At 58.7% G+C, this 6,964-nt stretch carries 7 protein-coding genes, 1 tRNA gene and 1 other RNA gene; 5 read left to right on the top strand and 4 right to left on the bottom strand.

From position 1 onward, the window contains the following. Window positions 1-37: 37 nt before the first annotated feature. Window positions 38-175, bottom strand: a non-coding RNA gene (locus tag RTU33_RS20150) — RtT sRNA. 45 nt (window positions 176-220) lie between these two features. Continuing rightward, a tRNA-Ser gene (locus RTU33_RS20155) sits at window positions 221-308 on the bottom strand. Between the two features lie 260 nt (window positions 309-568). Here RTU33_RS20155 and RTU33_RS20160 point away from each other — a divergent pair. Genes RTU33_RS20160 through RTU33_RS20175 form a run of 4 tightly spaced genes read left to right on the top strand, consistent with a single transcriptional unit; the run spans window position 569 to window position 3,434 of the window. Further along, the gene (locus RTU33_RS20160) at window positions 569-1,624 is read left to right on the top strand and encodes a catalase family peroxidase (RefSeq protein WP_312629761.1); all 1,056 of its coding nucleotides are present in this window, start codon (window positions 569-571) and stop codon (window positions 1,622-1,624) included. Further along, window positions 1,624-2,175 carry a cytochrome b/b6 domain-containing protein gene (locus RTU33_RS20165; RefSeq protein WP_312629762.1) on the top strand — a complete coding sequence of 184 codons (552 nt, stop codon included), beginning with the start codon at window positions 1,624-1,626 and terminating at the stop codon, window positions 2,173-2,175. The genes RTU33_RS20160 and RTU33_RS20165 overlap by 1 nt, the downstream gene beginning before the upstream one ends. A gap of 3 nt (window positions 2,176-2,178) precedes the next feature. After that, window positions 2,179-2,688, top strand: a complete 510-nt coding sequence (locus RTU33_RS20170; RefSeq protein ID WP_312629763.1) for a sigma-70 family RNA polymerase sigma factor — start codon at window positions 2,179-2,181, stop codon at window positions 2,686-2,688. Next, on the top strand, window positions 2,685-3,434 hold the full coding sequence (locus RTU33_RS20175; protein ID WP_312629764.1) for an anti-sigma factor: 750 nt from the start codon (window positions 2,685-2,687) through the stop codon (window positions 3,432-3,434). The genes RTU33_RS20170 and RTU33_RS20175 overlap by 4 nt, the downstream gene beginning before the upstream one ends. 48 nt (window positions 3,435-3,482) lie before the next feature. On the opposite strand, the gene RTU33_RS20180 is transcribed toward RTU33_RS20175, so the two are convergent. Further along, window positions 3,483-4,550 carry an aldo/keto reductase gene (locus RTU33_RS20180; RefSeq protein WP_312629765.1) on the bottom strand — a complete coding sequence of 356 codons (1,068 nt, stop codon included), beginning with the start codon at window positions 4,548-4,550 and terminating at the stop codon, window positions 3,483-3,485. A gap of 25 nt (window positions 4,551-4,575) precedes the next feature. Beyond that, the gene (locus tag RTU33_RS20185) at window positions 4,576-5,535 is read right to left on the bottom strand and encodes an oxidoreductase (protein ID WP_312629766.1); all 960 of its coding nucleotides are present in this window, start codon (window positions 5,533-5,535) and stop codon (window positions 4,576-4,578) included. Between the two features lie 79 nt (window positions 5,536-5,614). On the opposite strand from RTU33_RS20185, the gene RTU33_RS20190 reads away from it, so the two are divergent. After that, window positions 5,615-6,595, top strand: a complete 981-nt coding sequence (locus tag RTU33_RS20190) for an AraC family transcriptional regulator (protein WP_312629767.1) — start codon at window positions 5,615-5,617, stop codon at window positions 6,593-6,595. Window positions 6,596-6,964 lie beyond the last annotated feature (369 nt).

Raw genomic sequence — 6,964 nt, forward strand, 5'->3', positions numbered from 1 at the left:
AAAAGCCCGTACTTTCGTACGAGCTCTTCTTCAAATATGGCGGTGAGGGGGGGATATCACTCGGCACATCCGTGTGCCTCGCCCTTCGGGTGGCCGCTGGCCATGCTGAACGGCTATCCTGCCGTTCAGTCGAACCCCGGTCGGGAGTTCTCATCCCCCCACAGACGGTGCCACAGGCGAAAAAAAAGCCCGTACTTTCGTACGAGCTCTTCTTCAAATATGGCGGTGAGGGGGGGATTCGAACCCCCGATACGTTGCCGTATACACACTTTCCAGGCGTGCTCCTTCAGCCACTCGGACACCTCACCATATTGTATTGCTGCCTGACCTCTCGGGGGCAACGGGGCGGTACTATAGGGAGTTGAACCTGTACGGTCAAGAATAATTTCCTGGAATTGGTGCAACAGGTTAAGCAATGAACACCGACGCCAGGCGGTGGCCGTTTTATGCCCGACAATCATCAAAAAGTTTATGGTGATGGCTTATCCGGAAAAAAATTTTCGACCGCCAGGAATAAATCCGTTCCTCGTTCGTCTTGTGTAGACTCTATTGTGACTGAGCTTCTAAGATGAAAACACCTGACCGCGTTTTTGCGAAAAAAATTTTCCTGTTGCTGCTTGTCGGCGGTATTCCCGTAGTCCTGCTGCTGCTCTTTGTCTGGGCTGGCGGCTGGCTGACGCCGAACCGGCTCTCGGCGAATACGCTCATTGAGGTGCTGGAAAAAAATGGCGGCGTGCATCCAGGCTTTCGCCGCAATCATGCCAAAGGCATTTGCGTGAGCGGCGAGTTTATTTCCAACGGCAAGGCCGCAACGCTTTCGCGGGCGACAGTCTTTCGCCCAGGAATTGTGCCGGTCATCGGCAGGCTGGCCATTGCCGGCGGCAATCCGGGCGCGCCGGATTACGCCGTGCCGGTGAGAAGTTTCGCGCTGGCGTTTACGCTAACTGATGGCGAGCAGTGGCGCAGCGGCATGAATGCGCTGCCATTCTTTAGCGTCGCTACCCCGCAGGGGTTTTATGACCAACAGATCGCCACCCGTCCGCTGGCGGCGAGTGGAAAACCGGATCCGCAGAAAATGCAGGCCTTTATGCAGGCGCATCCGGAAGCTAAACCCTTCTTCCAGTGGGCGAAAACGCACGTTCTGGCCGCTAGCTGGGCGCAGGAACAATACAACAGCCTGAACGCCTTCCGCTTTATTGATGCGCACAACCAAAGCCATTTTGTGCGCTGGAGCCTGGTGCCGCACTCTCCGTGGCAACCTGTTTCGGCGCAGGATAAAGAGGATAAAAATTACCTTTCCAGCGAACTGAAAACGCGCCTGGCCGCGGGACCGTTATCCTGGGATCTGCTGATCACCGTCGCCCAGCCGGGAGATCCGGTCAATGATGCGACGAAGGCCTGGCCGCAGGAGAATCCTTCTCTGGTAGCGGGGACAGTGGTGATTCACAAGGCTGAAGATCAGCAGGGGGGCGCGTGCAATAATATTAACTACGATCCGCTTATCCTGCCGGACGGGATTGCCGGTTCCGACGATCCGCTGCTGAACGCGCGCTCTGCGGCTTATGCAAAATCTTTTAATCTGAGAACGACCGAAGAAACCCGTCAGGGTCAGGAGAAGCGTTAATGAAAACTCAGGCGACGATCTTCCACCCGCTGCTGCGCCTTGTTCACTGGCTGATGGCGCTGGCGATACTGGCGATGCTGTTTATCGGCGTCGCGATGGTCTCAACGGTTTCATCCAGTCACTCGCTGCTGCTCGCCGTGCACAGACCTCTTGGCGCGGCTATCGAAGTATTAGTGCTGTTGCGTATTTTTCTCCGCTGGCGATACGGTGCACCGGCGCTGCCGGGTTCCTTACCTCGAGGGCAAAAAGTGCTGGCCCATCTTTCTCATCTGGCGCTTTATCTGCTGATGGTTGCTCAACCGCTGGTCGGATGGGCGATGCTTTCCGCCGCAGGCTATCCCGTAACGCTGTGGGGCGGGGTGGTATTACCGGCATTGCTGCCCGTAAACATCACTCTGTATGCCATCCTGCGTCCTTTACATACGCTGCTGGCGTTTGCTTTGTTCGCCGTAGTCCTTGCGCATGTCGCCGCCGCGCTGCTGCATGGGCTGATCCTGCGTGACGGGGTATTCAGCAGTATGAGCGGCGTTCGTCGGCGTCCGGGAGGGTGAATAATGCTGTCGCTGAGCGATGAGGACGTTCGCGAACTGCTCCCGCACCTTCAGCGCTTTGCGCTATGGTTGACGCGGGACGTCATGGCTGCCGAAGATCTGGTGCAGAATACGCTGATCAAAGCGCTGGACGGCCCGGCAGACAGAGAAGAAGTACGGAATCTGCGCACCTGGCTGTTCTCAATCCTCTGGCACCAGTTTCTTGACGGAGAGCGGCGGCGCAAGCGCTGGCAAAAGCTGCTGATGTTTTTTCAGGGGGAGGATAAAACGGATATTACCGGTGAAAACAGCGTGATGGCTGACGAAATGCTGGCGTTATTTGCCCATCTACCCGCAGAGAGCCGGGCGTTGCTCCTGCTGATAAGCGTAGAGGAGATGAGCTACCGGGATGCCGCCGAAGCGCTCAATATCCCTCTCGGAACGGTGATGTCGCGCTTGTCCAGAGCCCGTAAGCAGCTGCGGCAGTTGACTGAGGAGCATGCGTCACCCGTAGTGCTAAGGAGATTAAAATGAGCAATCTGCCTGATGAAAGCCTGTTTCATGCCTGGTTAGATGGTGAAACCGACGAACGGACCAGCCGGGAAATCGAGTCCTGGCTGCGCGAACATCCCGCCATGGCACGGGAGGTGGAGGGATGGCGACAGGATAAACTGCGTCTGCAGCGCGCCGTGAACCAGACGGATGTTCGCTATCTGTCAGCAAACTCTGACCCCGCCAGGCTACACTTTCGCCTGCGGCAGCGGCGTATTCAGCGCCTGGCGCTGGCCTTTTCGCTGGTGCTGACGTTGGGGGCGGGAAGCCTGGGCGGCTGGCAGCTTAGAGAGCACGTTCAGTCGCGGATGCTGCCGATGGAAGACGCGGTACAGGCCTATAAACTGTTTGGCGATCTTCCTCAGCTTGCCAGTATGGATATCCGTACCAGCGAGCCGCCAATGCTGGAAAACTGGCTGAGACGCTACTTTATCAGCGGTACGCTGCCGCCGAATCTTGAACGCTATGGCTTTAAGCTTATTGGCGCCAGGCTGATGGCCAGCGAGCAGGGTGCATCGGCGCTGGTGCTGTATGAAACCACCGGAGGGGAGCGGATTGCCTGGTATATTCGTCATCGGGCGACTCCACTGAACAAAGGGGCGCGGCAGAGCGATGGCCTGGTCGCGCAATACTGGAGCGACAGCCATTACAACTATGCGGTGGTAAGCCCCATTACCGGCGATAATTTGCCGGCTTTGCGCAAAGCCATTAGCAGCGAAATGGGCTAAACCCACCGGCGCGGAGGGCAATCCGCGCCGATCGTTTGGCGTAAATACTCAGGAGGAGTGCGGCGTGAAGGCGGGAATCGTTTTGCCGTCCACCGTCATCCCGGAGAAGGCGAGCATCGGCGCCAGCGTGGCGTTGTTGTCGGCCGGGAAATTCAGCGTGGGTTTTGAGACCTCGCTGAGACGGGCAAGCTGTTCCGCCGACAGCGTTACCTCAAGCGAATCGAGGTTGGTTTTCAGCTGATCGAGCCGCCGCGCGCCAATCAGCGTGGCGCTGATACCAGGCTGCGACCTGACCCAGGTCAGCGCTACCGCCGCCGGGCTGACGTTAAGCGCTGAGGCGATCTCGCTGACCGTTTCAATCACCGCGTAATCTGCCGGCGAGGGTACGCCCACCAGACCGCTGCGACGAGTATCAACGTTGCCGCCGTCGTCGCGGCGGAATTTGCCGCTCAAAAATCCGCTCTTCAGCGGCGACCAGGGCATGATCCCCATGCCCATCTCCTGCGCCAGCGGGAACAGTTCGCCCTCGCTCGTGCGCTCCAGCAGGGAGTATTCCAGTTGGAGCGCAATAATCGGTGCCCAACCCCGGAAGGCTGCGATCGTCTGCGCCTGCGCAGTTTTCCACGCCGGAATATCCGAGAACCCGACGTAGCGAATTTTGCCGGCAGTGACCAGATCGTCGAGTCCGCGCAGCGTCTCTTCGACAGGTGCGTTACGATCCCAGTTATGCAGCCAGTAGATATCGATATAGTCGCTCTGCAGGCGTTGCAGCGAGGCTTCGCACTGTTGGATCAGCGCCTTACGCCCCGCGCCACCGCCGTTTGGGTCTCCGGGGAAGAGGTTGCAGTAGAACTTCGTGCTCAGCACCAGCTCATCGCGTCTTAGTGCGCGTTGCTTGATGTAGTCGCCGACAATCTGCTCCGAATGGCCGGCGGTGTAGATATTGGCGGTATCGACAAAGTTGCCTCCGCGGCTTCTGTACTCATCAAGCATGGCAAACGACGCTTCCGGGCTGGCCCCCCAGCCAAAGTCTTCGCCGAAGGTCATCGTTCCCAGGCAATACGGGCTGACCCGTAGCCCGGAACGCCCCAACGTAATGTAGTGATTGAGTGGCATAACGTTCTCCTGTCTGTATAGAAAATTATTCTCCGATCAGCTCCAGCGACAGCGCCCACAGGCGTTCGGCCTGGCGGGGATCGATCGCCCAACGACGTACACCGCTGACGTCGGGACTGTCGTCGGCGACCAGAAGCGAAATATCGCAGTCGGCGCAATAGACGCCGCCCATTCCGGCCAGCTGAGGACTGGTGGCGGCCCATAGGCTGGTCGAAGCCCCTTGCGCGAGGGTCTTCAGAGGTGAAGGAACAAAGTCTGGCCCCACCTGCGCTGCCTGGGCTACCGCCGCCTTCTCCTCCGGGGTCATAAAGCGGCTCAGTCGGGTTGTGGGAACTCTGCCGGGATGGACCGCGAAAGCGCGAATACCGGACTCGCGGCCCAGTTTGTCGAGATGGACGGCAAACAGGGCGTTGGCCGTTTTCGACTGACCATAGGCACGCCAGGGATCGTAGGGTCGCTGCGTGTAGTGGATATCCTCGAAGCAGACTGGCGAGTAGCGGTGGCCTAAAGAGGATAAGGTGACAACACGCGCGTTACCCCCAGCGGCAAGCGCCTGCCAGAGCCGCAGAGTCAGCTGGAAATGACCGAGATGGTTGGTGGAAAACTGCGATTCATAGCCGCGCGCGTCACGGGAGAGCGGCGGAGCCATGATACCGGCGTTATTCAGCAGAATGTCGACGCTATCGGTGCTGGCAAGCACCGCATCGGCAAAACGGTTAATGGAGTCCGGATCCATCAAATCCAATGGTTGCACCATGACATCCGGCATATTGGTAAGGGCGGCCCGCGCTTGAGCGACATCGCGGGCGGGGGCCATCACCCTGGCACCGGCGGCGCGCAGTGCCCTGACGGTTTCCAGACCAATGCCTGAATGACCGCCGGTCACGATAGCGTATTTTCCACGAAGATCGATATGGCGCATCACCTCATCGGGGATGGAAGCTGCGCTGAAACCTGAAGCTATAGGGGATTGTGGGGTGAACATAAAGGTTCTCCAGGACGAAGGGGTAATCACATGGTAGAGTGACGCCACTGTACGATGAAGCCTTGAAAGTGCAATTTATATGCGTGATAGTTCAAATTTACCGCCTGACCCGCTCTCCGATCTGCTGGATTTTCTTCAGGTCAGGTGCGACCTGTCCGGACGTCTGGTGGCCGGCGGTGCTTGGGCGAGGCGTTTCGCCAATCTGGATGCGATAAAGTTTTGCGCGCTTACCCAGGGGCGCTGCTGGTATTCGCTGGACGATGCGTCCGCGCCGCAGCTGGCGGAGAGCGGCGACGTCCTGATTACTAACGGGACGCGCACTCTGACGCTGGCCAGCGATGCCAGGCTGATACACGGTGCCGGTACGGAGCCGATCGCCCGCGACGATGGCGACCAGTATCGTCTGGGGAGCGGGCAGGATTTCACCATGCTGGGCGGTAAAGTCCGGGTGGATGCCGATCGCCAGGCGCTGCTGCTGAGCGGCCTGCCGCCGCTGATCCACGTCCGCGGCAGCGCCGTTGAGGCCGGACCGCTCGCCTGGCTGCTCAAACAGTTGGTGGTCGAAATGCAAAACCATCGTCCCGGACGGGCCAGCGCGATCGCTGGGCTGACGCAACTGCTCTTCATCCAGACGCTGCGGGCCTGGCTTGCCCACGCCACGGATGACGATAAGGGTTGGCTGAAAGGCTTTGCCGATCCGCGACTCTCTCTGGTGCTGGGCTGCATTCACGGCGAGCCTTCCCGCCGATGGAGCCTGCAAAACCTGGCAAAACAGGCCGGAATGTCGAGAACGTCGCTTGCGGTGAGGTTCCGTGAACAGATGGGGATGCCGCCGTTGGCCTACCTGACGCAGTGGCGGATGTATCTGGCGCGGCGCGAGCTGCTGGCGGGGGAGTCGATTGCCGAAGTTGCGGCGAAGGTTGGGTATGCTTCCGAAAGCGCGTTCAGCAGCGCTTTTAAGCGGGTGATGGCCGTAGCGCCCGGCTATTATCGCCGGGGCGCGTCGGGAGAGGCCTCAGAACAGACGCTCTCTGTCGTGCCAGAGCGCGGTGATTTTTAACCACTCTGCTGGCGCTTCTGCCTGAATGGCAATCGTGGTGAGTTCCGGGCTAAGCGGGCAAGCGATCTCTGCATGTTCAGATACCACCTTCTACGCCTGGCGCAAGAAGTTTGGCGGTGCGGTATAGAAGTAGCAGAAGCGAAGCGGCTTAAGTGACTCTTTGAGATGGCAATAACGTGATTTGTCGGGTCTGACAGGCTGTGGGAATCAGAGACTTTAAAGGCTTTATCAGTAGGGAGAGACTGAGGATTTTCGCGATAACCGTTTGAATCAATACCAGAGATGGATTCGCAGGCTGCATGAAAGCAGGAATTTGGCTCCTCTGACTGGACTCGAACCAGTGACATACGGATTAACAGTCCGCCGTTC

It is taken from the genome of Scandinavium sp., assembly GCF_032012665.1.
Taxonomy (GTDB): domain Bacteria; phylum Pseudomonadota; class Gammaproteobacteria; order Enterobacterales; family Enterobacteriaceae; genus Scandinavium.

Excerpts from the sequence above, each read along its gene's own strand:
- RTU33_RS20180 (WP_312629765.1), bottom strand. The coding sequence starts at position 4,550 with ATGCCACTCAATCACTACATTACGTTGGGGCGTTCCGGGCTACGGGTC.
- RTU33_RS20185 (WP_312629766.1), bottom strand. The coding sequence starts at position 5,535 with ATGTTCACCCCACAATCCCCTATAGCTTCAGGTTTCAGCGCAGCTTCC.
- RTU33_RS20160 (WP_312629761.1), top strand. The coding sequence starts at position 569 with ATGAAAACACCTGACCGCGTTTTTGCGAAAAAAATTTTCCTGTTGCTG.
- RTU33_RS20190 (WP_312629767.1), top strand. The coding sequence starts at position 5,615 with ATGCGTGATAGTTCAAATTTACCGCCTGACCCGCTCTCCGATCTGCTG.
- RTU33_RS20170 (WP_312629763.1), top strand. The coding sequence starts at position 2,179 with ATGCTGTCGCTGAGCGATGAGGACGTTCGCGAACTGCTCCCGCACCTT.
- RTU33_RS20175 (WP_312629764.1), top strand. The coding sequence starts at position 2,685 with ATGAGCAATCTGCCTGATGAAAGCCTGTTTCATGCCTGGTTAGATGGT.
- RTU33_RS20165 (WP_312629762.1), top strand. The coding sequence starts at position 1,624 with ATGAAAACTCAGGCGACGATCTTCCACCCGCTGCTGCGCCTTGTTCAC.